Origin of the sequence: Cronobacter sp. EKM101R, from assembly GCF_963888145.1 — a bacterium.
GTDB classification, from domain to species: Bacteria; Pseudomonadota; Gammaproteobacteria; order Enterobacterales; family Enterobacteriaceae; genus Cronobacter; species Cronobacter turicensis.
In genome coordinates this window covers 1-22972 of record NZ_CAWPHW010000072.1, presented here as the reverse complement: position 1 = coordinate 22972, position 22972 = coordinate 1, and the positions used below count along the sequence as shown (strand labels likewise).

23 protein-coding genes and 1 pseudogene are annotated in these 22972 nt (G+C 53.4%); 1 reads left to right on the top strand and 23 read right to left on the bottom strand.

All coding sequences use genetic code 11. The features are described 5' to 3' along the window. On the top strand, nt 1–434 hold a 434-nt coding region (locus AACV31_RS22470; protein ID WP_166337097.1), incomplete at its 5' end, for an FkbM family methyltransferase. 170 nt (nt 435–604) lie between these two features. Here AACV31_RS22470 and AACV31_RS22465 read toward each other — a convergent pair. The 23 genes and pseudogenes from AACV31_RS22465 to AACV31_RS22355 all read right to left on the bottom strand — a co-directional run bounded on the left by AACV31_RS22465 (nt 605) and on the right by AACV31_RS22355 (nt 22251). Then, a complete protein-coding gene (locus AACV31_RS22465; protein WP_165156252.1) occupies nt 605–1216 on the bottom strand; it encodes a DUF4376 domain-containing protein in 612 nt (203 codons plus the stop codon). Next, nucleotides 1216–2649 carry a prophage tail fiber N-terminal domain-containing protein gene (locus tag AACV31_RS22460; RefSeq protein WP_165156254.1) on the bottom strand — a complete coding sequence of 478 codons (1434 nt, stop codon included), beginning with the start codon at nt 2647–2649 and terminating at the stop codon, nt 1216–1218. Before AACV31_RS22460 ends, AACV31_RS22465 begins: the two co-directional genes overlap by 1 nt. A 159-nt stretch (nt 2650–2808) precedes the next feature. After that, nucleotides 2809–5652, bottom strand: a pseudogene (locus AACV31_RS22455) (host specificity protein J); the annotation flags it as partial. A gap of 60 nt (nt 5653–5712) precedes the next feature. Then, a complete protein-coding gene (locus AACV31_RS22450; protein WP_165156256.1) occupies nt 5713–6360 on the bottom strand; it encodes a tail assembly protein in 648 nt (215 codons plus the stop codon). Further along, nucleotides 6258–6992: a C40 family peptidase gene (locus AACV31_RS22445; protein ID WP_165156258.1), complete on the bottom strand. Its 735-nt coding sequence runs from the start codon at nt 6990–6992 to the stop codon at nt 6258–6260. Before AACV31_RS22445 ends, AACV31_RS22450 begins: the two co-directional genes overlap by 103 nt. Before the next feature lie 19 nt (nt 6993–7011). Further along, complete coding sequence (locus AACV31_RS22440; protein WP_165156260.1) at nt 7012–8148, bottom strand: hypothetical protein; 1137 nt, start codon at nt 8146–8148, stop codon at nt 7012–7014. A 52-nt stretch (nt 8149–8200) separates the two neighbouring features. Beyond that, complete coding sequence (locus AACV31_RS22435) at nt 8201–8896, bottom strand: phage minor tail protein L (protein WP_165156262.1); 696 nt, start codon at nt 8894–8896, stop codon at nt 8201–8203. After that, nucleotides 8896–9225: a phage tail protein gene (locus tag AACV31_RS22430; RefSeq protein WP_165156264.1), complete on the bottom strand. Its 330-nt coding sequence runs from the start codon at nt 9223–9225 to the stop codon at nt 8896–8898. The genes AACV31_RS22435 and AACV31_RS22430 overlap by 1 nt, the downstream gene beginning before the upstream one ends. Then, a complete protein-coding gene (locus tag AACV31_RS22425; RefSeq protein WP_165156266.1) occupies nt 9222–11735 on the bottom strand; it encodes a phage tail tape measure protein in 2514 nt (837 codons plus the stop codon). Before AACV31_RS22425 ends, AACV31_RS22430 begins: the two co-directional genes overlap by 4 nt. After that, entirely contained in the window at nt 11728–12117 is a 390-nt protein-coding gene (locus tag AACV31_RS22420; protein ID WP_165156268.1) for a phage tail assembly protein T, read from the bottom strand. The genes AACV31_RS22425 and AACV31_RS22420 overlap by 8 nt, the downstream gene beginning before the upstream one ends. A 26-nt stretch (nt 12118–12143) precedes the next feature. Then, complete coding sequence (gpG, locus tag AACV31_RS22415; RefSeq protein ID WP_165156270.1) at nt 12144–12566, bottom strand: phage tail assembly chaperone G; 423 nt, start codon at nt 12564–12566, stop codon at nt 12144–12146. Between the two features lie 15 nt (nt 12567–12581). Further along, nucleotides 12582–13328, bottom strand: a complete 747-nt coding sequence (locus AACV31_RS22410) for a phage tail protein (RefSeq protein WP_165156272.1) — start codon at nt 13326–13328, stop codon at nt 12582–12584. A gap of 7 nt (nt 13329–13335) precedes the next feature. Continuing rightward, complete coding sequence (locus AACV31_RS22405; protein ID WP_165156274.1) at nt 13336–13728, bottom strand: phage minor tail U family protein; 393 nt, start codon at nt 13726–13728, stop codon at nt 13336–13338. Further along, entirely contained in the window at nt 13725–14303 is a 579-nt protein-coding gene (locus AACV31_RS22400) for a phage tail protein (RefSeq protein WP_165156276.1), read from the bottom strand. Before AACV31_RS22400 ends, AACV31_RS22405 begins: the two co-directional genes overlap by 4 nt. Before the next feature lie 11 nt (nt 14304–14314). Then, a complete protein-coding gene (locus AACV31_RS22395) occupies nt 14315–14668 on the bottom strand; it encodes a head-tail joining protein (RefSeq protein ID WP_165156278.1) in 354 nt (117 codons plus the stop codon). Continuing rightward, the gene (gpFI, locus tag AACV31_RS22390; RefSeq protein WP_165156280.1) at nt 14655–15038 is read right to left on the bottom strand and encodes a DNA-packaging protein FI; all 384 of its coding nucleotides are present in this window, start codon (nt 15036–15038) and stop codon (nt 14655–14657) included. Before gpFI ends, AACV31_RS22395 begins: the two co-directional genes overlap by 14 nt. A 52-nt stretch (nt 15039–15090) precedes the next feature. Continuing rightward, nucleotides 15091–16119 (bottom strand): major capsid protein, encoded by a 1029-nt coding sequence (locus AACV31_RS22385; protein ID WP_165156282.1) that lies wholly within the window; start codon nt 16117–16119, stop codon nt 15091–15093. A 70-nt stretch (nt 16120–16189) separates the two neighbouring features. Beyond that, complete coding sequence (locus AACV31_RS22380) at nt 16190–16525, bottom strand: head decoration protein (RefSeq protein ID WP_165156284.1); 336 nt, start codon at nt 16523–16525, stop codon at nt 16190–16192. A gap of 40 nt (nt 16526–16565) precedes the next feature. Next, complete coding sequence (locus AACV31_RS22375; RefSeq protein WP_166337095.1) at nt 16566–18044, bottom strand: S49 family peptidase; 1479 nt, start codon at nt 18042–18044, stop codon at nt 16566–16568. Beyond that, entirely contained in the window at nt 18034–19605 is a 1572-nt protein-coding gene (locus tag AACV31_RS22370) for a phage portal protein (protein ID WP_165156288.1), read from the bottom strand. The genes AACV31_RS22375 and AACV31_RS22370 overlap by 11 nt, the downstream gene beginning before the upstream one ends. Next, entirely contained in the window at nt 19602–19811 is a 210-nt protein-coding gene (locus AACV31_RS22365) for a phage head-tail joining protein (protein ID WP_165156290.1), read from the bottom strand. The genes AACV31_RS22370 and AACV31_RS22365 overlap by 4 nt, the downstream gene beginning before the upstream one ends. Before the next feature lie 3 nt (nt 19812–19814). Then, nucleotides 19815–21731: a phage terminase large subunit family protein gene (locus tag AACV31_RS22360; protein ID WP_165156292.1), complete on the bottom strand. Its 1917-nt coding sequence runs from the start codon at nt 21729–21731 to the stop codon at nt 19815–19817. Beyond that, complete coding sequence (locus AACV31_RS22355) at nt 21703–22251, bottom strand: terminase small subunit (RefSeq protein ID WP_165156294.1); 549 nt, start codon at nt 22249–22251, stop codon at nt 21703–21705. Before AACV31_RS22355 ends, AACV31_RS22360 begins: the two co-directional genes overlap by 29 nt. Between the last annotated feature and the right edge of the window lie 721 nt (nt 22252–22972).

The window sequence follows — 22972 nt, the reverse complement described above, 5'->3', positions numbered from 1 at the left end:
CACGATATCAATCCATTGAAATGGTATCCATCGATTCAGTTCTAAAAAATAGCCCTCTGCATATAGACCTAATAAAAATCGATGTCGAAGGCCATGAAATGAAATGCCTTCAGGGAGCCTGTAACACTATCACTAAAAACCGTCCGGCTATATTTTGTGAGGCCGTGGAAAAAGATGTTACGGAAAAAGTGGCCGTTTTCCTTGGCCATTTAGGGTATGAAGGATTCTGGTTCCTGAATAACCGTTACAGAAATGATAATTTCCTGGCCTGCCCCGTTCAGATGCACAACAAACTAAGTTATGATATAAATATTATTTTTTTGCATTCAGCGGATAGTAGCCCTTCCGCTGAGTTTTGCCGAAGGCAGCTTGTTAAATATCATTCTTTTGACCAACTGACTGAAGGCCTCCCCGTACTTTCCTCTTTTATATAATATACTCTTCGCCCCGGGATACACAAACGATCAATCTGATTTATCCCGGGCTTCATCCCCCTCATTTTTTAGATACGATGGGAGAGTTGTCCATGGATAAAAAATGTATCTGTATTCCCCAAAATGTTATTAGCGGCCGTTTTTAACATTCAGCCGCTATGAAGCAAAACTTAAACCAGCTCAATAGGCCACCCAACTCTGTAGTTACGTATTTCCTCCAGCGTTTGCAGCGCGCAGACTTCAGCCTTCATCTGCAACTGACGCGTATTGATTTCAACCCCTTTGTTGAACATCGCCAGCTCGATGGCATCCCCCAGAGCTAACAACTCAGCCGCAGTGACGGGCACGATATTGTTGTCGCCGTCGGTCCACGCAAAACCATCAGGCAGTTGCCCGCTTCTGGCAACAGTCAGCGAGGTTGAAATTCGTTCCTTTGTACGCTTACCGAAATCCCAGCGACGGCCGTTAAACTCCATGAGATATTCGATATTCTCCTGCTGGTCACGCCAGAGGTTAATCTCTTCACGCCTGGCTGCTCTTGCTCTTTCCAGCATCTCTGGTGTGGCGACGAATGGCGGGATTTCGCCATACTCGCCATTTACCAGAGCGTGGTAAAGCTGTCGTCCATAGTCCGTTACATCCAGGGAGGTGGCCGTAAAGGGAGACCATACAGGCTCCCCCCTGGCATCCACGGTCCCCTCAAACTGAACCTCGCAGGTGATAGCACCATATTCGTTGTACGCGGCATTCCTGACCGCAGTAATAAAGTTCACTGCTTCCATTACCTTACCCTCTGAAATAATGTTGAGCCATTTGCTGCTGCATCCCCAAGTGCAAACCAGGTACCCGCCCGCGGTGGTGTCAGCGTGCTGCCGGAAACTTCCCGCATATAACTGACAGCAGCCGTCGTCACACTAAACAGATACGTCCCCGGATACTCACTGAGTGGTTTGCCGGCGAACTGCCACCAGGCCGACCAGCCATAGTTTGCGCAGATGCGGGACATCATCTGGCCTTCATAATTCATGAAAATCTGAGCGGGGTAGCGGACTCGGGGGGCAGCCCACACAATCCCCCAGGCTGCGTTACCTGTTGAACCGGGAATGGGGTGATTACTTACTGCGGCGGCGTTACTGTTTTCCTGTCCTAATAATGGATAGGCATATGTCCCCTTACCAACATCGTTGAAATCAGTGCCCATCGGTGTAGTCCGCAATACGCCGTCTGGTGCAATCCCCTCCCCCTTGTCTCCTTTGTCACCCTTGTCTCCTTTGTCACCCTTGTCTCCTTTGTCACCCTTGTCTCCCTTATCACCAGGAGGCCCGGGTGTTTTGGCTATTTCCTGTGCCTCAGCAAGGGCCTGCCAGGCGCCCTCGTTTGCTGCTTCGGCCCTTTCTGCCAGCCCCGAGGCCCTGTCTATCTCCTCACGAACTTCGTTGCGCAATTGTGTTGCTGTTGCAGCTGCGGCATCAACAGCCGCATTTTGAGCAGCAGAAGTAGCCCTCTCAGCTGCGAACTCTGCAGCAGTTTTACTTTCTTTAGCAGACGCCGCATGCTTTTCAGCCTCAATCTCCTTTTCAGCAGCAACGGATGCAGATGTGGCTGCCAATTGTTGTGACGCAACAGCATTCGTCTCTGACGTTTTAGCGGCTGAGGCACCCTCTGACGCTTCTGCTGCCTTTGTTGATGCTGTTGCTGCGCTGGAGGACGCGGACTGTGCCGACGACTCGGCCTGTCCGGCCGATGTACTGGCTGCGCCTGCTGAATCTAAGGCCTCACTCGCATGGGTTGCAGCCAGCCCGGCAGATGTGCTGGCATCGGTAGCTGATGTCTTTGCATCAGCTGCATACTGTGACGCAGATGCTGCATTACGCGCTGCCTCTTTCAGCATTTCTTCAAACTGTTTCATTACCTCAGGACGAAGATCTGCCTCTGTCGGTGCATCCAGGAATGCATTTAGCGTGTCTGGCTTATCCGTTTCGGTTACACAAATATCACCAGCACGTATCGGCGGGTATCCATCCCGCCATAATGTAACGTCGTAGTAACCAGGCTCTACATCTATGCTGTATTGCCCATTTTTCGCAGTCAGTGTTGAAGAGGCGACATGCACCACTACCGTGGGACTGGTTTTCCTGGCCCGCAATTCAATACGACAGCCAGCAACAGGAAGGCCTGCGCCATCCAGAAGAACACCGGAAATTTTAATGGCCATAATATCTCCAAAAAAAACCGCCAGGATGCGGATTCTTAAACCCTATAGTTGCTGCCATAAATCGCCGATTTTTATCACCCATTCCCCTCTGTCATCATTAATCTGTATAAGCTGGTTGTTCATCCGTAGTCCTGATTTCCGCCGCGGATCTGCCAGAATAGTGACATCGCCTGCAGGCGTTACAATAAATCGCCCATTGACATTCATCGACTTAACAAAGGTTTCATTCATAAAGATCTGTCCACCCTGTGCCACAAACATCGGCGATGTATTGCCATTTGCAGGATCAATAAAGGCGATCCGGTTTGCAGCAACCAGAAACTGGCTTAACTTACCTTCGGGAGTATCCTCCATACCAAGGCCCAGTCCGGCAACGTAATGCCTGCCATCCTCCGTCTGCTCAATTTTAACGCCCCACATGGCGTTCCATTTGTCGTTAGCGTCTTTCCACTCTTTTGAGAACTGCTCCAGTCTGCTGGCGTTATCCTCCGTCAGTTCAACTTTATCCAGTAACTCCTGACCTAAATGGGATTCCGTTATCTGGCCTTTAAAAAAATTCAGATAACCGGATGCATCGTTACTCGGCTGGCCAACAGCTTCCACAAACGCTGATTTCCCGACGGTATTCACGCTCCGGATATAAAAATAATAATCCCGGCCAGGCTTAATATTTATACTGCCGGCTATCCAGTACAACGCCATTCCCAGATAGCGGGCAGTTGTTTCAATCTGCCTGGTATCAGCAATCTGCTTTTCTGAGAACCAGAATTCAAACTGTACAGTCGGGTCATAAACCGCAAGATGTGGCGTTGCTGTTATCTGAAAATATCCCGGCGTCAGTTCAATATGCGACGGTGCAGCAGGAGCCGCAATTCTGAAAGAAACCGATGCCGGATTTCCCTGCTGACCCCAGGCATTGACCGCCCGAACCGTCAGCGTGTAGCTACCCAGCGTCAGCTGTGTGAACCGGTAAGTGGTTTCCGTCGTTCTGGCCGTTGTGACCAGCCGTTCACTGCCGTCATCGGCAGTCACCGTCAGACGAAGCATGAAGCTCACGCCCTTCACCACTTTTGGCGTGTCCCAGCGCACCAGTACCAGATATTGTCCGCTGTCTGCGGAGACTTCTGCTGTCAGATGCTGCACCACTGGCGGTGTGACACCGTTTACCGTACCGCTCAGGTCGCCGTCAAAATGCGCCCCGTTATCCACGATGGCCTCTTTTCCCGGTACATGCTGCACGGCGGTAATGGCATACGTACCGTCATCGTTTTCCCGGATACTCACGCAGCGGAACAGACGCTGGCGCAGCGTCGGCAGCTTCAACCCCCACGCGCTGTATTCGGCAACTCCGTCAGGAACCCGGCTCACTTTCACCTTCACACCGTCAGTGACGGAATGAACCTCCACGCTGACCGGGCTCCCCTGCCCGTCAACCAGACTTATCAGCGTGGTGCCGGAAGATGGCAGGGTGATTTCACGGTCGAGCGTCAGCGTCCGGGTCTGGCTGTTCACCGCCAGCACGCGCCCGCCCATGCTTATCCCGGCATAGTCATCGTCACAGATTTCAATGACGTCCCCCGGCACATGGCGGAGCCCTTCGGCTCCAACGCTGAAGTCCACGGTCTGCGTTTCCAGCAGCTCCGTTTTTATCAGCCACAGCCCGGCACGGTGCGCCTGTCCCCTGCTGGTACAGCCAAAGGCGTCCATCTTCGTGACATTACGACCGTAACGGAGAATGGCCTGCGTGTCCTCCACGAGTTCTGTCGCCGTTTCCCAGCCGTTATTCGGGTCAATCCAGTTCACCTCAACGGCATTATGGCGGTCCTTCAGGGCGCTGAAGCTGTAGCGAAACGGCGCACCATCATCCGGCATCACTACATTACTGCGGTTATAGGTCCACGCCTTATCCGCCGGCCGGTCCTGCACGAACGTCAGCGTCTGTCCGTTCCATACCGGCATACACCGCATCGCCGAGCAGAAATCACTCAGCACATCCCACGCCTTACGCTGCGTGGTCAGGTAAGCATTACAGGTGATGCGCGGCTCCGTGCCACCAAAGCCGTCCGGCACCGACTGGTCACAATACTGGCCGATGACATACAGCGCCCATTTGTCCACATCCGCTGCACCAAGACGTTTACCCATGCCGTAGCGCGGGTGGGTCAGCATATCCCACAGACACCAGGCCATATTGTTGCTGTATGCCGGTTTAAACGTCCCGTCCCAGATGCCGCTGTACTTCCGCGTTTGCGGGTTATAGTTCGACGGTACCTGCAGAATGCGCCCGCGCAGATGATAATTACGGCTCACCTGCTGGTTGCCGAACTGTTCCGAATCCACCTGCACACCAAACAGCGCTGTGTTCGGGTAGCGCTGTTTAACATCGATGATTTCGGTAAATGACGACCAGATGGTTTTGTTCTGCTGCTGGTCTGTAGTGCTGTCAGGCGTCATCCTGCGCATACGGATATTGAACGGGCGCGGCGGGAGATTATCCACCACCACCGAAGCCAGATACTGCGAGGTGGTCTTGCCCTTAATGGTAATGTCTTTTTCCGTTACCCATGCCCCGTTGCGCTGGAGCTGGATCAGCAGCCGAACTTCCGAGGGATTCCTGTCACCCTTTGAGTTTGTACTGACCAGTGACTGAACGCCAAACGTAAAACGCAGGCGGTCAATGTTGGAAGACGCGATAGTCCGGGTGACGGGATTATCGTATTTTATCTCTGTTCCGAGTACGGTTTCTGAGCCAGATGACTCGAATCCTTCCGGAGGTGTCTGCTCCTGCTCTCCGGCTCTGTATACTACGGTTACCCCGTGTATATTCGTGCCACCGCTATTGTCCAGAACGGGGGTATTGTTGATCAGAACACTCTGCAGGCCGTTGACAGGCCCTTCAATTGGCCCCTCACTGATGGCATCGATCACACTCAGCAACTGCGTGGACTTCAGGTTGTCCTTCGCTTCGCGCGGGGTATGCCCCTTACTGCTGCCTTTACCCATTCCTCACGCTCCATAAACGACAAAACCGCCCGGAGGCGGTTTCACATAAAACGTTTTTCATCAGCGACCAATCACCACAACCTGACCACCGTCCCCTTCGTCTGCCGTGCTGATTTCCTGAGATACCACGCGCGACCCCACACGCATTTCACCGTACAGAACAGGCAAAACATTGCCCTGGGCAACCATGTTATCCAGCGAGGAGAAATAGGTGTTCTGTTTGCCGTTATCTGTACTGGCTGCCGTGGGCGCCCGGGCTTTCGGTGCCAGCATCTGCGCCACACCGCCCAGAACCATACTGGCGCCAGCTGCATACATGCCCGAAACAGCTGCTGCGCCCAGCCAGCCCGCGGGGTTCCACCACGCTACCGCAATCAGCGCTGCGCCGAGCACCGTCTGAAAAACACCACCTCTTTTTGCGCCAGCCAGACGTGGAACAATGTGAATTATGGCTCCACTGGCCAGAGGTTCATTCAGACGAGCAGATAATTCTGCTTCGCCTGCATCACGACCGGCAATCCTTACCTGATACCAGCCGTCGCTCAGTTTCTGACGAAACGCCGGGATCTGTATGCCCAGCGCCCGGATAGCTTCCGCCCCCGTTTTCACGCGCAGATCGATGCGGTGGCCAAATCGTTGCAAATCCCCGTAAAGGCAGATGCGTGCCATGCCCGGTGCCGCCAGAGGGAATGTGTGCGACGTTCCCATTTTTCGGTATACCTCTCTCGTTTGCTCAGTTGTTCAGGGATGTGATGCAAAAGCTCACCATCGCCGCAATAGATGGCAGCATGATTTGGCACCGATGCGCCAAAGCAGCACACCAGTACATCTCCCGGCTGCGCTTCTGACTGAGTGACACGGTAAAACCCTGTCGCCTCCAGATTATCCAGATAGAGGTTCTGACCTGTACGCCACCAGTCTTCCTCACGCTCAAAATCCGGCAACTCTATTCCTGCCAGATGATAGGCATCACGGAACAGCGTGTAACAGTCCATCACACCGTGCTCAAATCGCCGCCCGGTGAGATGCGGCACGCATCGAAATTTATGAATCGCGCCCTGGCAGACCAGCCACCACGGTAAATCACTCTGCACCTGCAGCCGCCGGTCGGCCTCACTCAGCCAGGGCAGCCCACCGGGGTGGCTGTGGACCAGTGCCACAATCTCACCCTGTCTTTCTGCCCTAACCCACTCTTCCGGAGACATGCGAAAATACATCCCTGGTTCTGCCGACAGGTTTTCGCAGGGGAGATACTTCTCACCCTCCGGCTTTCTCACCACGAAGCCACAAGACTCTGCAGGCTCGCACCTTTCGGCATGAGCCAAAATATCCTTAATCATAAAATTGAAATGCCTTTCGTCAGAACCGGAAAAAATCCTCGCCATCAATGACCAGCACAGGAAGCGTACTGGTTATAACCTCATTGTGGTTCCATGCCGCAATACCAAACGCATAATCACCAAACATATCCGACTCACGCCCACCAAAGGCATGACAGAGTCCGTTGCCATTACTGGAAACATATGTGCTGAAGGTGGGCTTGAACTTGTCCGCGCCGCTTATACTACCGTTGTAATGGGTGACATTCCCTACGCCACTACCAATACAGGCAGGGGCAAACATAGGGCGACGAAATGGAGTGGATACCGGCGTTCGAACAAAACGACCTTCGCTGAAATGAAGGCCATGACTCATATCGACAATTGCGGGGCGAATAAGAGGATCCTGAGTTGAGTTCCACAATAACCGCCCATTTTTCCTGATGCTTACTCCATACCGCTCCGGCGGTCTTGGATCGAGGTTGGCAAAAATACAGAGTTTCACCCGGGCAGAACTGAGGCTAACACCATACTTATCTCCGCTCCGCCCCCATACACTGTAACTGTCTCCGCCGACCCGAACACCAATAGCCAGATCCGGATCGTTCACATAAAAAAAACAGATACAGTTATTCATCGTCAGGCGTGGATCTATCATTGATGGTGTCCAACCCTGGTAAATCGTCACATCTCCCTTGAAATGAAGATGGCTGATCTGTGACTGCTCCGGAATAACAAACAGTTTATTCAGTCCGCCCAACTGGATCCCGTAGCGCGAATTATTCCCTCTGGTATTGACAGGCCATGAAATAACCTGGCTGCGCAATTTCCCAAAAATATGATCGCGTGCTAAGACACTCCCTTCAATCCTGTAGTTTTCACGCCACGTATAGTGATAGTCGATCAGGACTTCCCTGTTTGCATCCAGCCTTGCTGTGACACGCGTATAACCACCGGGTCCTGTAGTTAACGGGAACATAACCACCCTTGCCCAGTCAAACCAGACACTCTGGCTTAGTGATATAAGCCAATCATAGTCTGGCAATACTGTGATACCCGTACGACAGGTTGCCTGACTAATATTATTATTATTCATCATATTCTTAAAAGTGACTTCCTGACCCACAAGGGAAGTACCATTCATTTTGCATAACGTGCTATCGTCGGTAATGGTCATAACAAGACCATCGCTATGTTTTACCGAAAACCCATAACGGGGCATACATCTCTCACGAAAGTTTGTTAATGGAAAGGAATCCGCCGAAGTAGCCAACGTTATTGCGGAACTTACAGCCACTCAGGCATTTGCTGCATTTATCCTTCGTGATATCGGACGTCGGCTGGTCATATTCATCAGCGACCGCCGGACCGTGATAACCGCACTCATCGCCGCGATAGGTCCAGGTGCAGGTGTTGGCCAGCATGATGCGCCCCGGAAAAACAGCACCATCCGTTTCAGTCGGCGTGGACAGCACAAAGCTCGCGTTGACCGCACTCAGTTCGCTGCACTGCTCAATGCGCCAGCGGCTGATCACCTCCTGCTCCGGATCGGCGTCGCTGTTTCCGTTGGCAAAGTTCACCGCATCCAGAAAACGTGCGTAAACTTTACGCCGGACCACCGTTCCGCCAACCAGACTCTGCAGATCTTCCGCCATCCCGGTGACCATGCCGTGCAGATTAGAGACTTTCAGCGTTGGCCTGGCACTGGCTCCTTTGCCGTTCATCTCAAATCCGCTTCCATGAATGGGATAGGCCTGATACTGCCGCCCCTGCCAGGTGACCGGCTCACCTTTTTCGTTCTGCTCATTACAGAAAAAATAACGTTCACCACCGACCTCTGTCAGATCGATTTCCCAGAGCACCACGCTGGCCGACTGCTCCGCGCGGGTGCATTCATTCAGTGTTTCCTGCCGAATATCCTGCATCAGTTCACCACCTGTTTAAACTCCGCACTGAACTCAACACGCAACATATTGACCCGCGATGTCCACTTTGCGCAGGTCACTTTTATCTGCCGGTAGCCATAAGGCGGTGTCCAGAGAAAGGCTTTCCAGCCACCGTGTTCTGCCAGAAATGACTCCAGCGCAGTGGCTTCGTCACGGGAAACTGAAAGCGTCACGCTGTACGTTTTCAAATCTGCATTCAGTCCGGCAGGCGCACGCTGAGAATAACCATCGCCCAAACGCACCTCCCTGAGCGACGGTTCCGAAGCCACATCCATACCTGGCTTCACTTTCCACCTGAAAATTTTCATCGAGCGCCTCCCGATAAGATGCCACCATCACGCATTTGCCCGGTCACAACATCTATCGCAGCCTTGCGGGCTACGTCATAAACAGCCTTCAGCGCCTGTGGCCCTATCTGGCCGTTCGTGCCGTCGTTATTAATCACCACATGGTTATTCTGCTCAAACTTCCCGGACGCCTGTGACCGACTGTCCGCCATGCTGCCCGATGTACCGACATAACCTCCAGTGGCATATCCGCGCATCAGACGGTAGAGATTACCCACACCAATCCGGCTGGTTGCCTCCTTTGTGAAGACAAACTCACCACGATGAACTATCCCGGCTGGCTCAAATTTTCCGCCGCTGCCGGTAAATCCACCTGTAGCAAAACTGAAGCTACCGACGGCGCCACCAAGAGTGCTGATGGCACTTTCGGCCAGCCCGGTCATTGCCTGTTTTACCAGGATTTCCGTCAGCATCGACAGCACCGAACGTGTAAAGCTGCGCCAGTTCTGTTCTCCCCCGGTCAACATCGCCGTCATATTCTGCGCAATACCATCAAAGGTCTGCGTTGCCACACCTTTTACCTGCGACATACTGTCCGTGGCACTCTCTTTCCACTCGCTCCAGCCGGACTTCAGGCCAGCCATCCAGCTCCCACGAAGCTGGTCTTCAGCCGTCCAGGTCTTTTTCTGCTCTGACATGACGTTATTCAGCGCCAGCGGATTATAGCCATACTGTTCCTTCAGGCGCTGTTCTGTGGCTTCCCGCTCTGCCTGCCGGTCAGTCAGACCACGGGATTTTGCATCAATAGCCGCGCGTTTCGCCCGCTGCTGCTGTGCGAATTTCTCTGCCTGCTGCGCCAGCGCATTCAGGCGCTCCTGATACGTGACCTTATCGCCAAGTGCAGCCAGCTGGCGTTTGTACTCCAGCGTCTCGTCTTTATGCGCCAGCAGGGATTTCTCCTGTGCAGACAGCTGGCGACGTTGCGCAGCCTCCTCCAGTACCGCATACTGACTTTCCGCCTTCCACAAATCCCGGCGCTGCTGGCTGATTTTCTCACTCGCTCCGGCATGCATCTCCAGTGTCCGGAGTTCTGCCTGAAGCGCCAGCAGGGCAGCATGAGCAATGTCTTCCTGACGATCACCCGCAGACACCTTCACGCCGGACTGCTTCGGTTTTTTCAGCGTCTCTTCATAGTCCTTTTTCGCTGCCGCCATCAGCGTGTTGTAATCTGCCTGCAGGATTTTCCCGTGTTTCAGCGCCTTATTCAGCTCCTCCAGACGGGCAGTATATTTCTCCAGCGGCGTCTGCAGGCGTTCGTAAGCCTTCTGCGCCTCTTCGGTATATTTCAGCCGTGACGCTTCGGTCTCGCTCTGCTGCTGCGCGTTTTTGTCCTGTTGGGCCTGCTGCTCGGCCTTCTTTCTGGCGGCTTCAAGCGCAAGACGGGCTTTTTCACGATCATCCCAGTAACGCGCCCGCGCTTCATCGTTAACAAAATAATCATCCTTGCGCAGATTCCAGATGTCGTCCGCTTTCTTAAACGCTGCCTCTGCCTTAATCAGCATCTCCTGAGCAGTATCAGGACGGCCAATATCCAGCACCGAATCCCACATGGATTTGAATGCCCGTGCAGTCCTGTCAGCCCAAGTCTCCAGAGTGCCCATGTTCTCTTTCAGGCGTCGGGTCTGGTCATCAAACCCTCTCGTTGCAGCCTCGTTTGCGGCCTTTAGTGCCTCAACCTCGTCGCCGGAACGCTGTAACTGAGCAACATACGCAATCTGCTCCGCCGTTACGTTATGGAACTGGCTGGCCATTGCAATAAGACCAGAAGTCGGGTCTGTGGTCAGCTTTCCGAAGGCTTCTGCGACTTTATCCACCTCTGCGCCCGATGCAGAAGAAAAACGCGCTACACTCTGACTGATGGATGCAATCTGAGCCTCACTTCGTACCCCAGCATTAACCAGCGCACTGAGTGACTCGCTGGTCTGGTTAAACGTCAGCCCTGCCTCCTGCCCCGCTCTGGACAGAACCAGCATACGATCGGCTGTCAGACCCGACTGATTACCGGAAAGGACCAGCGTTTTGTTGAAATCGGACAGGGTTGAGTCGCCCTGGTACCAGGCATACGTCAGCGCACCGGTTGCCACCACCAGCGAGGTGACACCGACCATCGGCAGGGTGATCGCACGGGCAAGCCCCCTGAACATGGGGATCAGCCCGCCGAACGAGTCCTTCACCTGCCCCCCCTGTTGCAGCAGGATGAGCCACGGATTCTGCCCCCCTGCAAGCTGCGTGGCCACGTCGGTGAGCTGCGCAGGCAGCATTCGCATGGCGGCTTTATACTGCCCGACGGAGATCCCCGCTTTCTGTGCAGCCATCGCCTGCCGGTTCATTGACTGTTCAACAACCGCAGCTGTTTTTTTCGCATCAGTTTCCGTACTGGAAAAATGACGCCTGACTCTGGCCATCTGCTCTTCAAATCTGGCGGCATCCAGACTTAAATCAACGACCAGATCGCCTGCCGGTTCAGCCATACCGGACTCCTCCTGCTATCCCCTCAGATTCCATCATCAACATTGCGTCCTCCTCCGTTATATCCTCCACATCAGGAGCAGCACGGCTGATTTCGTTCCCGTCCGGACCAAAACGAACGCCGCCTGCAAGCCCTGCCGCTTTCTGCATCAGCACATCATCTTCAGTCTCTTTTCCAGCCTCACATCGGTTCAGCAGACTGAAATCGAGCGGGTGCATGTCCGGATCGCTGAAAAACAGGCTGAGTATGGTGTACGTAAGCCCGGAAAAATGCATATCCAACAGAGCATCCTGAAAATAATGTGTACTGTAAAAACGGTGCCAGTCGGCATATTCAGTGGATGACATCCCGGCAAGCATGGCGCGCCAGTCGGGCCGCCCCATCTCACGCGCCAGTTTCAGGGCAAAACTCAGCTCACCGTCGAACGCTTTCCCGCAGTAAGAGGCTCACCAGAATCGCCTCCCTCAGCCTGCTCTGTCATATCGTTTATGGCTGGCTCTGACATACCGGACAGACGCATCACCACGTTTTCTGCCAGCGCAATTGCCTCAGCAGGCCAGGTGGTCAGCACTTCCTGCTCAATCTGCATAACCGCCTCATTCATGGAGGCGATCTGCGTCTTCTGCGGGTGGTTATGCCACAGGGACATCGCAACCAGTAACGCCCCAACCCTGATGAGATCCTCCACAGTAACCTCCGGGATGACACCGGATTCAGCCGATTTTTCCCGCTGTTTCAGCCAGGCAAGATGCTCAATGCGTTGTAGCGCTGACAGTTCAGAAAGCGTCACGGCTACGCCGTTATATTCAAATTGTTCTGTTTTCAGGAACATATCTTACTCTCCGACTCATCCCACCGCTTCGGTAACGGTGATTTGTGTAACTACAGCAAACTCACCATTACCGGAAACGACGGGAATATTTACCTTACCTGCTGCGACACCTTTAACAGTGATGATCATGCCGCTGACCGACACGATGGCCTTAGTTTTATCCGCAGATACCGCCCGGAAGCTCTTGTCGGTTGCACCTTCAGGCTGGAATGCCACGGTCAGCGTGGTGCTCAGCCCTTTCACTACCGTGGCGCTGGCCGGCGTCACCGTCATTCCGGTTGCCGCTGTCACCGTGCTGCGATCTTCTGCCATCGATGGACGTCCCACATTGGTCACTTTCACCGTGCGGGTGATCACTTCCTTCGCCGTCACCGCCTTACCGATGCTGCTGACCCAGCCACGGAACACATCGACCGTACCGTTCGGGAAGCAAATTTTATAGCCACGGACTTCGCCACTACCGAACCAGGCAAGCAGCTCCTGTTGTCCCTGCTCCCCCGGTTTCCATGCCAGCGTGAAACTGGTATCCCCAGCAGACTTCTGCCCCTGACCACTTACTGTCCAGTCAGCATCTTCATCATCGAGATAGCTGTCGTCATAGGACTCAGCTGTCAGTTCGCCGGGAGTCAGATCTTTTACTTTTGCCAGACGCGACCAGTCAGCGTCTGAAAGCGGGTTCGCATAAGGATCGCCGCTCCCGTTATAAACCCACAGGGTGGTCCCGGCACCTTTCACCGGCATTGTTGGATTTGGTAAAGGCATATCGTCCTCACATTTCGTAGGTAATGACATAAGTCAGGTCGGCCGAACTCCACAGCCCCGCATCATCGCGCCGGTAGTCATAGCCGCAGGCCACCATACTGGTGATCAAATTTGATAACGCCGGGATATCGCTCATCACCGGGTAAATTCGGGACTCCATCCACGAATCCAACGCTGAATCCGGCACCTGAGCAGGCAGGAAAACTTCAATATGCAGCTCCGCCTGCCAGGTATCGCTGTCCAGCTCTTCACCTGTATATTCAGGACCGCTGAGATAAACGGCAATCGCCGGAAAATCCGCCTCATCAAAAACAGCGGGGCGACCATCAAAAAGCGTCGCCCCAGTATCATGATTCTCCAGTGCATCCAGTACGGCTGCACGGATATCAGTATGTTTCATCGCTTTATCACCATTCTCAGCTGATGCTGCAGCGCATAGCCCAGTTCTTTCGGAAGACGTTCACGCCGAATCCGTTCAATATTCTGTTTAAATGCTGTGGTCAGCGGCCCCGCCATCGGGATTTTCACCACATCAATGGGGTAACGTTTTTTTCCGTCCATACGCTGCATGACATGCCACCGGCTATTTTTCAGTAGCTGAATAAACGCGCCGGGAATACGACGGTTACCCACCACAAGAACGCTGCCGCCACCTTTCAGGGATGAACGCTGCCCCTTTTTACGACGCCTGTGTCGGGACAATGCAACCCGTGCATTGCCCAGCTTTATTACGGGTAAATTCCCCCGGTTAACCTTAATTCTGGCCTGTGGATTTTTGACCGTGGCCTTTTTCAGGCTGACCCTTTCCTTTACCAGTTTCCGGCGTACCTTTGTCTCACGGGCAACCTGTGATGCCGACTGCGATATCGCGGAAGAAGCAACGCGGTTAATGGCCATTACAGCGGCACCGGGCACCGCCGTTTTGCTGATACGGCTGAGGTTTTCAACGGCCTGCTCAAGACCTTTTATGACCATACGTCCTCCTTTCAGCGGCGACGGTTAACGGCAGGCGGCACACCCCGCCCCAGCCAGAGATGACAGCTTCCGCCATCATCCGGCGAAACCCGGTCTATCCAGAAGTTTTCCTCACCGATGGTCAGCGTGTCTCCGCGCCGCAGCTGCCGCACATCATCAGTCCGGACAAACAGGGACGGGCTGGAGCCTTCAACGCGCACGCCCGGTCCGGCATAGCTGATATTTTCAGGGTCATCAAAAACACCACGAATCACAGCACCAAACAGATAACCGGATGTCATGGTGGCTGACATTCCCATGTGCTCGCGTATCGTTTCGTCTGCGCGGGCAAGGGCAGCATCGAACAGATTGTCAGACATCGCCACTCCCGAATTTTTCCGCAAGTCCGTCAGCCAGCAATGCTGGCACCACCGATGCATTGACCAGAACAACGCGTCCGGCAGGCGCAAACGTCAGCATTTTCCCTGTCGTGGCATCACAGGCTGGCATATGTGCCGTTTTCAGCATCCGTAAACGAACAGGAGTCCGCTCAGAATACGCCTCCTCACGGTGCTCCTCCACGGATTCATCATGCGTATCATCCTGTCCAGTCCCTTCCTCATCGTAGCCCGCGGCTTCCTCTTCCCATTCCGCCAGGCGCTGCTCAAGATCGGCTTTTGAACCTGAAATTTCGGCCTCACGCCCCAGTATTACCGCCAGCGCTTTCAGGCGTTCAGTCATCTGCTCTTTTGTCATCTCGCATATCCCGTATACATAAAGAAAAAGGCGGGGTTATCCCGCCTTTACCTCATTTAACCTGAACCACCACAAACGCATCCGGGTCCGGCAACACCATCAAAGGCGCAGACTGCGTCATGGTATATTCGCAGCCAGGATCACCCACTTCCTCCCAGTGTTTCGGATAACGAGTTGCAGAAGTAATCCCTTCGCTCAGCGCCTGGTTATCCTGGATCGCGCCATAGCAACGAGCCCCTTCGGCCTGCGTGTTGCCCAGAATCAGGGTGCCTTCCGGCAGATAACGCTGCTCATTCCCTTCTTCATCGACATAAGTCGTTTTGGCCACCACGATGGCCAAATCGCCGTAATAACCCTTAAATGAAACCACAGAACCCAGGTCTTTCAGTGCAGTTTCCAGCTCAGATTTAGAACCACGACGGGTGTCCAGTTTTTCACGGAACAGTTTAAAGCCGTTCAGCATACGCCAGACCGTGCCATCCATAATGGCGATATTGATCGTCCCGGATGCAAAATCGCAGTACGTGTCCAGATCATGTGTCGGATCAAAGGTGTCAGCGTTCTGCTGTGACCATTCACGCCCCCCCGCCTGCGTGATGTTATTGTCAACTGAGCGCCCAAAATCCACTTCCACTGTTTCAAACTGCTCACCGCTCATGGTGTACTTACCATGCAGAACAGCACTAACAGCCTGCATTTCTTCCACCTGTACAATGGCCTGCTCTTCCTGTTTCAGGTTATCGGTCAGGATACGCAGACGGCGGTAGGCAGGATCATTAAGACGGGCCGGATCTTCTCCCGGCAGACGTTCCACCGCCTGCTGATAATCAAAGCGGTGTTTCGGCTTCACATAGCCAGGACGTAACACTCGGGTTTCACCACCACGACTGCGCAGCGCTTTACCTGACACAATGGGTGATACGTACGCCGCCACCGGCGTTTTTCCGGTGATTTTATCCAGCATCACTTCCTGAGTATGGAAAGTGATGGTGCGACGAAAGAACAACTCCAGAAATAGCGCACGGAATTTCACTTTCTGCTCGGTGTAGCCGAGCAGCTGACGCGTGGTAAATAACCCCATAATTTTTCTTTCCTTTAAAACACAAACAGGTCGCATCGCGACCCTTTTTTTTCAGTTAAGCTCTTCACTGTCAGACGTGGCTGACAGCACTGCCCACAAACGCGTTTGCTTTTTTCACTGCATCGACCGAATCAGGCCAGAGCAGCGATTCAGTAGCAAACGTACCGCTTTTGTAATACGTCAGCGTGGACTCAGTCCCGGCAAGTGCCAGCGTCAGCACCCCCACTGCCGTTCCGGCTTTCTGACCGTCCCAGACAACCAGTTTACCGTTGGTATCATCAAGCATCAGCGGAGTCAGGGCGGGCGTGGCCTCACTGATGCCACTGCTGGCTGTTGCGGTATACGCGGGATCGCTTCCGGCAAAAATACGCGCATCCGCGCGCTTTTCTGTTATGGTTTCAATCATTTTTCACAAACCCCTGATTTATCTGAATCGCTGTTGCCGTTTAAGGCATGCTTAACAGCATATTTTCCTCCCCGCTTCCGGCAGCACCTCCACCAGAGACCGCACAGGGAGAATGTTGCGCCATAAAACGATCAAACAGATTTTCCTGGGTCAGCTGCGATGCCTGGGGTGCTGCCGCCAGCAGCGTTTTGGCCTGCTCTACCGTCATTCCGGGCTGTCCGGCCAGCACCTGCGCCAGCTGTTCGCGTCCTTTCGCTTCAGGCAACGCCATAATTTGTTCGCCAGCGCCGGCGCAACCTGCCGCAGGGGCCGCCGCCAGCAGCGTTTTCGCTTGCTCAACCGTCATTCCAGGCAGTCCGGCCAGCTCCTGCGCCAGTTGTTCGCGTCCTTTCGCTTCAGGCAACGCCATAATTTGTTCGCCAGCGCCGGCGCAACCTGCCGCAGGGGCCGCCGCCAGCAGCGTTTTCGCTTGCTCAACCGTCATTCCAGGCAGTCCGGCCAGCTCCTGCGCCAGTTGTTCGCGTCCTTTGGCTTCCTGACAATTCAGTATCCCCATCACCCGCTGATTTTCCTGGGCTACCGCTTCAGCAACGGTGAGATTTTTAACTGTCATCCTGTCCTCCTGTGTAACTGATTTATTCAGCGCAGAAACCATCACATCGACAGCGTCTGCTGCATTAATTAACTGGTCAGCCAGCCCGATATCAATTCCGGCCAGACCGTCATAAACGGCGGCTTCCGTTTTCATGACATCCTCAGCGCTCAGCCCCGTATAAAGTGCCACCTTGTCGACAAACATCTGACGCGCTTCATCAATACGGCGCTGAAAATCATCACGCACACCTGCTGGTAACGCATGAATGCTGTTGCCATCAACCTTGTGATGCCCGGAATAAATGAGCGTAATGTCCACCCCTTCCTGCGCTAGTTGTTTCTCGTAACTGGTATGCGCCATCATCACGCCAATCGAACCAATTTTTGCCGTCTGCGTAATCAGGCGACGGGTACACGCTGACGCCAGCAACATGGCTGCTGAACAGGCCATGTCATTACATAATGCCCACACAGGCTTCTGTTCCCGCAAACGGTAAATCATGTCAGCGCAGTCAAAAGCCCCAGCGGCCTGCCCGCCGGGGCTGTCTATATCCAGCAAGATGCCACGCACCTCCGGATCATTTACCGCCTGCTGAAGACGAGCCGTCAGGCCGTCATAGCCAGTCATACCGGAAAAAGGACGAAGCGTTACCAGTTTATGTACCAGCGTTCCGCTGACAGGCAGAATGGCGACACCATTTTTCACCTGGTAGCTCTTTACCGGACGCTGACCGCAAGCCATGTAGTCGGTTACCGCCAGTTGCATACCGTCTGTATCCAGCTGGACGTCCTGCTGCGGAACAGCAAGACTGCCCGCCCCAATTTCCTTACCCAGCGCGCAAAAGAAAACCCGCGCATAGGCGGGTTCCAGTAATAGCGGCTCATTAAATGCCATTGCGGCAATATGCGATAAATTACGACGCATCGCCTTTTTCTCCCGTGGCCTGTCGGATCTGCTGTTGAAATGTGTCCTTTATCCAGATAGGCCGCGGAAGACCGGCAGCCTGTCGCTCCTGGCTTTCCCGCAACTGCTGGCTGAAAATTTCCTGATAGTCATCCCCCATCAGTGCCAGTTCCTTCTCGTACGTGCTCAGGCCGCCTTCAATGCGCATCACCGCCTCCTGCACTTCCTTGAGGCCATCAATCGCCATGCGACCGGCGCCTATCCACTCAGCACGACACCATCCGGAACGAGCCTCCCAGAATGAAAAACGGGATTTCGGCGGGCGAATCACTCCCCGAATCAATGCTTCCTCAAGCCAGCAGGCAAACATTTGTGATGCCAGGCGGCTGGCCACAAATTTTCGTTTCCCCATAAAATACCGCCACGACTCATTGGCTGAGGCCCTGGCACTGGAATAACTGACCTGAGAATAGTCACGTGAAAGCTGCTCATACGACACGCCAAGACCGGCTGCAATGTAACGTAACAGCGCTTTTTCAAGTTCAGAGAAACCATTATCTGCATTCTGCGCGGTCTGCAGATTCAGTGAATCCCCCGGATAAAGGTGCGGTATACGCACACCGCCAATCTTAATTTTGTTGACAGCGTAATAACGCGCATAACCTTTCATGATAGTGGTCAGAGGGTTTTTACCGCCTTCACCTGCTCCGGCGATATATTCAAACGCTTTTTCCGAATCCAACGTGGACTCAATAGTGGCAGCATACATGGCCCGCACCACAGCCGACTGCAGCTGCGTTGCCTGCAGCGTATCCAGCATCTTGAGGCGTTCCATTACGGAATAAAACTGATTGGCGCCGCGTGTCTGACCGTCCTCCATGGGCTGAAACACATGAATCATTCCCGGCCGCCCAGAGGGAAGTGTGGCCGCAATCCGCGTCCATTTGCTGACGCTGTAGCCGGGCCAGTCATCATCCTGAACATGGTAGGCCAGCGCCTTTCCGTGTCGGTTGATTTCCACCCCAGCACGCATAAAACGATCGCCGATGCCATAACCAGGCGAACTGATACGTTTCGGACTGATGGTTTTGAATTTTGTCCTGAATAACGTGGTTGACTCAGCGTCCCATACCGGCTGAACAAAAATCTCTCCATTGAAAGTGTGGACCCCCACGCCTTCACGAATAAACTCGGTGAAAGAGCGCCGCCCCTCCACATCCATCGTGCCAAATGTCGGGTCACAATACTCCATCCAGGCATCCTCAACATCCTCGATAAAGGCGTTGGAATCCGATTCCGACATACCCAGCCAGCGCCAGTTTGGCCGGTAACTCAGACGAAACATGTTTCCGACGATATGATCTTTATGAATTTCCACAGCATTGGCGGCTATACCGTTATTGCGAACCAGATCATCGGCGCGAGCGTTACCCAGTTGGATGGAGGGTAGCAGCGCTACATCAGCACTTTCCGGCACAGGCAACCATTCTGCAAGCTGCCCGCCAAATCCGGTGCCACTACCGGAATACCCCATGCTCTGCCGCAGGGGGTGCCCATGAATATCCACCAGTTCCGCGTTCATAGTCCCACTCCCACGGGGCCACGGCGGCGTCCAGCCACGCCAAGCGCGCTTTCCAGTTCTTCAATATATTGTCGCAGCTCACCAATTGTTGCCCGCGAATACTGAACCTGCCTGCCATCCTTGCTGACAGAAACCACAGTCCGACCGATCATCAGTTCATGTAACGCGCGGCGGGCATCGCAAAGCATTTCATGCGTATAAATCATCGTTTATCCTCCACTCAGTGCAGCCGCGATTTCTTCCAGACTCATATCATCTTCGGCCTGCTCATCTCTTCTGGCACGGGCCAGCGCGTCAAGGTCCAGTTGCCACCGCTGCACTGAAATTCGTAACGCTGCATAGGCATATACCAGACAATCCAGAGCTTCATTGCGCCGCCCTTTTTTATCCCACAGCAGTTTCACCCGCCCGTTAACCACCTTTTCGACCAGTTCTTCTGCCACCAGCTGCTTCGCCTCAACAGCTGAAAAAACATCCGGGTTATCCGGAAAATGAAAGGTATATGGCGCAGCCTCGCTGACAGAGACCACCGGAAGGGCAAAACGGGCATACAGCATGTCTTTGACAGTGTCAGAGCCCACCTCACACAAAAACACTCCGCGGTGATTTCGCTTTTTGGGCATGGTGATCACCGGCTTGCCGTACACTGACGCCCCTTTAATAGGGAGCACAAAAAAAGTGCCGTGCTTTCTGGAGCGCTGATACACGATGTCCTGATCAATACCGCCGGTATCCCAACAGACACGAGAAACGAACATTTCTGTGCCGTCAGCATGACGGTATTTTTTTCTGATCACCGCATCAACGCGCTGGAGAGTATCTTCATCCTCCGGTCGCCCCATGATGATCTGCTTATCAACCAGAAAGGCTTCTTCACCTGGCGCCCAGCCCCAGACATAAATTTCATAGCGATTTTTCTGGGAGTCGATCCCGGCGGTCAGATAAACCACACGCATGGGAACCTGCGCACCGTAATGACTGACTTTTTCCAGCAACAGTTCAAAACTCAGTTTTTCCGCCACAGCCTCTTCATACGGCTCGCCCAGCGTGGTGTTAATAAAAGTTTTAACGCCGTTCGGATCCTTTAGCGCATCCAACCAGTCATAAACAATCTGCCCCCAGGTGGTGAACGGGCTGTAGGCCGTCCAGATGTGGTACGAGATTGTGCGCGGTGGCGGTATCTCTTCATCACCCGCGCTGTAAAAGGTCAGGCCATCCCGTGTCCACATACCGGTGTTCTCGCAGATCCAGCGACAGTTGCTCTGGTCAAGTTCAGACTGATGGATGACACAGCCGTTATGCTCGCACAGGTAATACACCGTTTCCGGTCTCCCCTTTTCCCATTTCAGGCCAAACGGCGTGGCATCATCGCCAAACTTCAGATACTGGGGCTCACCACAATGCGGACACGGCACATGAAACCGCATGAAATGCGAAGATTCATTCGCGGCCCTTTCAATCTGGCAAGAGCCTTTTATTTTTGGCGTGGATCCGCGTATAGATTTAGGCCATACCGAACCTTCAATACGTTTATCGCCAAGCAGCGTCGGTGAACCTTCTTTTTCCACATCCGGTTCAAACGAGGAGAGTTCGTCATAACAGACCACATCCACAGATTTTTCACGGTAGTTTTTGGCGGCAGCACCGCCCAAGCACCAGAATCCCACTCCCGATGAAAAACGTTTCAGGGTAAGCGTATTGTCGCGATGCTTTCTCCCGAACCATGGAGCCAGCTCCAGCAATACAGGAACATCCCTTATCGTCGGCTCAACATGGGATTTCATAAAATCTTCGGCTGCAGAATCCGTCGGCTGGAAAAGCAGGCTGTTACGGGATTTGTGCTCAATAAAATAAGCTTCCACCCCCAGCAGCATTTTGGTGTAGCCCACACGTGCCGATTTAATCAGATTAACGGTGCGAATCTGGTCATTGCCCATACTGTTCATGATGGCAATCTGAAATGGTAGTGTTTCCCACTTTCCGGGTGTGTATGAAGACTCTTTCGGCAAATAATAATGCCGATCTGCCCACTGAACGACCGTAAGGGGAACCGGAATGTTGAGGGATAAAAGACCTGTAGCTATCGCACCGACTGCGTTAGCCGCCTTCTGTGCGTCTGAAATCATCGATCCACCTGCCTACGTTCTCACCGGCTTTAGCTGCAACATTGGAGGCTTTCGCGATTTCAGTTTTCACCACATCAAGATGTGCCGGCGAGATGTCCGGATATTTCCGTTGTAATGTCAGCGGCACACGCACAAGGATCCCCGATATCTCCTGTGCCACACGTTGCAGAATGTAGGTAAATAGTTCAGTTTCCAGTACCAGGCTTTCCTCTCGGGCATTCTTCAGTTCCTGTGCGTCAGCCTGCGCTTTAGTAAGTCGATAGCGCTCATAATCGATGGTACCGGGTTGTAAATCAGATTCAGCCGCCGCTCGGAGATCTGCATTTTCCTGACGAAGCTTTGCATTCTCGATGTCTTTTTCCCGCTGCGCGTACCACTCAATTGCTTCAGCAGAATTGAACATAGCCTCAACGCCTTTACCTCCCCCTGACAAAACCTTCAGCCCCTGACTTTGCCAGCCGGTGATTGTTCTGACATCGCACTCAAAAATCTCAGCAAGTTTCTTTTTGTTAACCTTCACAATACAAATCCCTCATAAAAACAAGAAAGGATCTTAAAACGCTTTTTTTAGCAAAAAATCGCCACGGCCTGATCCTTTCTTTTTCCAAATAAAAAATTGTGAAACAACAGGTTAGCCAGAAGAAGAACGGATCTGCTTTTTCCCTGAAAATTTTCATAAATAGTGAAAACGCGCGAGGTCGCCGCCCCTCGGCGCTCAAGGTTCTGGAAAGGACCCGTGCCCTTTCGATGACAGAACTACCGGACTATCCATGCCAGGATGTGACGACAACATTAGTTTCTCCCTCCGCAACACGACACCAGAGTACAAGCGGTGGACTAACAGCAATCGTTGTCGAAAGCGTATGCCAGGCTGAATCCACTTCAGGACGCATTGCCGAAGCACGAAATTGCAGCGGAGATGCCATGCTCCCAGCCATGGGCTGTACAAATGCATGCATAGTTCCGTCAGTTATCTGAACGGGTTCCTGACCTATTTTCACACGGCAGGTTTCGCCGGGAGTAACAGTCGCAGTAATCGCCATCGAATAATCCTCAGCAACATTTTTAGGTTGTTCGCATTTCAGTTACGTTCTGCGCTCTCAGAGCGCCATATCCACCACTGGCCGCCACCCACGTCCTGCCTTCAACACCTGACTGAACCAACTGACCACTGCCGGTAAGCATGAACGCAGATGGCAGAGCATCGCTGTTACCGGGCACCTTCAACAACACGTTGTTAT

Coding starts and splice junctions, on each gene's coding strand:
- AACV31_RS22410 (WP_165156272.1), bottom strand. CDS start 13,328: ATGCCTTTACCAAATCCAACAATGCCGGTGAAAGGTGCCGGGACCACC.
- AACV31_RS22380 (WP_165156284.1), bottom strand. CDS start 16,525: ATGATTGAAACCATAACAGAAAAGCGCGCGGATGCGCGTATTTTTGCC.
- AACV31_RS22405 (WP_165156274.1), bottom strand. CDS start 13,728: ATGAAACATACTGATATCCGTGCAGCCGTACTGGATGCACTGGAGAAT.
- AACV31_RS22440 (WP_165156260.1), bottom strand. CDS start 8,148: ATGACCATTACCGACGATAGCACGTTATGCAAAATGAATGGTACTTCC.
- AACV31_RS22445 (WP_165156258.1), bottom strand. CDS start 6,992: ATGATTAAGGATATTTTGGCTCATGCCGAAAGGTGCGAGCCTGCAGAG.
- AACV31_RS22360 (WP_165156292.1), bottom strand. CDS start 21,731: ATGATTTCAGACGCACAGAAGGCGGCTAACGCAGTCGGTGCGATAGCT.
- AACV31_RS22385 (WP_165156282.1), bottom strand. CDS start 16,119: ATGGGGTTATTTACCACGCGTCAGCTGCTCGGCTACACCGAGCAGAAA.
- AACV31_RS22400 (WP_165156276.1), bottom strand. CDS start 14,303: ATGGTCATAAAAGGTCTTGAGCAGGCCGTTGAAAACCTCAGCCGTATC.
- gpG (WP_165156270.1), bottom strand. CDS start 12,566: ATGTTCCTGAAAACAGAACAATTTGAATATAACGGCGTAGCCGTGACG.
- AACV31_RS22460 (WP_165156254.1), bottom strand. CDS start 2,649: ATGGCCATTAAAATTTCCGGTGTTCTTCTGGATGGCGCAGGCCTTCCT.
- AACV31_RS22420 (WP_165156268.1), bottom strand. CDS start 12,117: ATGGGGCGGCCCGACTGGCGCGCCATGCTTGCCGGGATGTCATCCACT.
- AACV31_RS22365 (WP_165156290.1), bottom strand. CDS start 19,811: ATGATTTATACGCATGAAATGCTTTGCGATGCCCGCCGCGCGTTACAT.
- AACV31_RS22435 (WP_165156262.1), bottom strand. CDS start 8,896: ATGCAGGATATTCGGCAGGAAACACTGAATGAATGCACCCGCGCGGAG.
- AACV31_RS22425 (WP_165156266.1), bottom strand. CDS start 11,735: ATGGCTGAACCGGCAGGCGATCTGGTCGTTGATTTAAGTCTGGATGCC.
- AACV31_RS22370 (WP_165156288.1), bottom strand. CDS start 19,605: ATGAACGCGGAACTGGTGGATATTCATGGGCACCCCCTGCGGCAGAGC.
- AACV31_RS22465 (WP_165156252.1), bottom strand. CDS start 1,216: ATGGAAGCAGTGAACTTTATTACTGCGGTCAGGAATGCCGCGTACAAC.
- AACV31_RS22375 (WP_166337095.1), bottom strand. CDS start 18,044: ATGCGTCGTAATTTATCGCATATTGCCGCAATGGCATTTAATGAGCCG.
- AACV31_RS22450 (WP_165156256.1), bottom strand. CDS start 6,360: ATGGGAACGTCGCACACATTCCCTCTGGCGGCACCGGGCATGGCACGC.
- gpFI (WP_165156280.1), bottom strand. CDS start 15,038: ATGACAAAAGAGCAGATGACTGAACGCCTGAAAGCGCTGGCGGTAATA.
- AACV31_RS22430 (WP_165156264.1), bottom strand. CDS start 9,225: ATGAAAATTTTCAGGTGGAAAGTGAAGCCAGGTATGGATGTGGCTTCG.